Annotated in this window: 1 protein-coding gene; it reads right to left on the bottom strand. The window is 65.5% G+C overall.

Annotated elements, in window-relative coordinates; all coding sequences use genetic code 11:
* Positions 1-4 precede the first annotated feature (4 nt).
* On the bottom strand, positions 5-964 hold the full coding sequence (locus tag BJQ90_RS13790; RefSeq protein WP_226760820.1) for an IS481 family transposase: 960 nt from the start codon (positions 962-964) through the stop codon (positions 5-7).
* Positions 965-1,078: the final 114 nt, after the last annotated feature.

Here is a 1,078-nt window from a genome sequence, read left to right as displayed (position 1 = left end):
TGTATTACCCACGGAGGTTAGTGACGCGGCTTGCTGGTGGCTGACCCTTGAGTGAGGTGTGGCCTCGGTGATGATTGTAGTCATGGAGCCAGGCTGGGAAAGCAGCCACGCGCTCGGCCTCTGAGTTGTAGGGGCGGGCGTAGGCCCATTCCTCGAGCATGGTGCGGTTGAAGCGCTCTACTTTGCCGTTGGTCTGGGGCCGGTAGGGCCGGGTTCGTTTGTGTGTGATGTCCGGGCCCAGGGCGTCTTGGAAGGCGTGGGAGCGGTAGCAGGAGCCGTTGTCTGTGAGGACGCGCTTCACGGTGATGCCGGCGGCGTTGAGGGCCTGGTTGGCGCGTTCCCAGAAGCCGGCGGCGGTCTCTTTCTTCTCGTCGTCGAGGATCTCGGTGTAGGCGAAGCGGGAGTGGTCATCCACGGCGTTGTGCAGGTAGGCGTAGCCGGGGCGCCGGTTCGCCGTGGTCCCTGTCTTGTTCTTCTTGCCCGCTGCCCGGTCCATGACGCGGTGGCCGCCACCGTCGGGGATGCGTCCGAGTTTCTTGATGTCGACGTGGATCATGTCGCCGGGCTTCTCGTGCTCGTAGCGGCGGATCACCCGGCCCGTGGCACGGTCCAGCCAGGACAGTTTCGCCAGCCCGAACCGGGAGAGGACCTTGTGCACGGTGGATGGGTGGAGGCCCAGCAGATACCCGATCCGGGCCGGCCCCCACCGCCGGTTCACGCGCAGCGCGATGATCCGCCGCTCCCGCCGTTGCGGGGTCCTCGAGGGCGACACAAGGGGCCTGCTGGAGCGGTCCTCCATCCCGTCCTCGCCGTGTTCGCGGTAACGGTCTGCCCAGCGTGCCGCTGTCGGTACGGAGACCTGGAACCGCTCCGCGGCCCGACGCAACGGCCACCCGTCATCGACTACGCACTTGGCCAGCTGCAGCCGGCCCTTGGGCGCGAGAAAGGCATTAGGGTGGGACATGAAGACCTCCGTTTGTGGAACTGGACTCTAGACAAGCCCCACTCCACCCGGAGGTCTTCTTTTTGTCACCTATCCACGCCGCCCGTCACCAACGTCCGTGGTTATTACACCTAG

It is taken from the genome of Arthrobacter sp. SO3 (genome assembly GCF_020532825.1).
Classification (GTDB): Bacteria; Actinomycetota; Actinomycetes; order Actinomycetales; family Micrococcaceae; genus Arthrobacter.
Note: the sequence above shows the minus strand (reverse complement) of the source record. Positions and strands in the feature narration are given on the sequence as shown.

Excerpts from the sequence above, each read along its gene's own strand:
- BJQ90_RS13790 (WP_226760820.1), bottom strand. The coding sequence starts at position 964 with ATGTCCCACCCTAATGCCTTTCTCGCGCCCAAGGGCCGGCTGCAGCTG.